General features: G+C 38.6%; 1 protein-coding gene. It reads left to right on the top strand.

The genetic code is table 11. The features are described 5' to 3' along the window. Positions 1-277 (top strand): FIDD domain-containing protein (locus IEV63_RS12930; RefSeq protein WP_194428271.1); only part of this gene is annotated, 277 nt, incomplete at both ends.

Below are 277 nucleotides of genomic sequence, written 5' to 3'. Positions count from 1 at the left end.
CAATGGAGGTGTTAATCCGATAACTGACCCTACGAGTTTTACCAGTACAGCCCAAGAAATTTGGGTACGTATCGACAATGTAAACAGTGTAGAAGAATGTTTTGCCATCGATAGCTTTCAAATCGATACGATTTCAACCACCGAAGTAGAGTTAAGCGTAACACCTCTTGAAGCCTGCGATAACAATAACGATGGTTTTTATGAAGGATTTAATCTAAACAGTCGTATTGCAGAAATCAACTTTTTAGGAGATCCCGATGTACAAGTAAGTTTCCAT

This window comes from Psychroflexus salis (assembly GCF_014640175.1).
Classification (GTDB): Bacteria; Bacteroidota; Bacteroidia; order Flavobacteriales; family Flavobacteriaceae; genus Psychroflexus; species Psychroflexus salis.
This window is presented reverse-complemented; position numbering and strand designations above follow the sequence as displayed.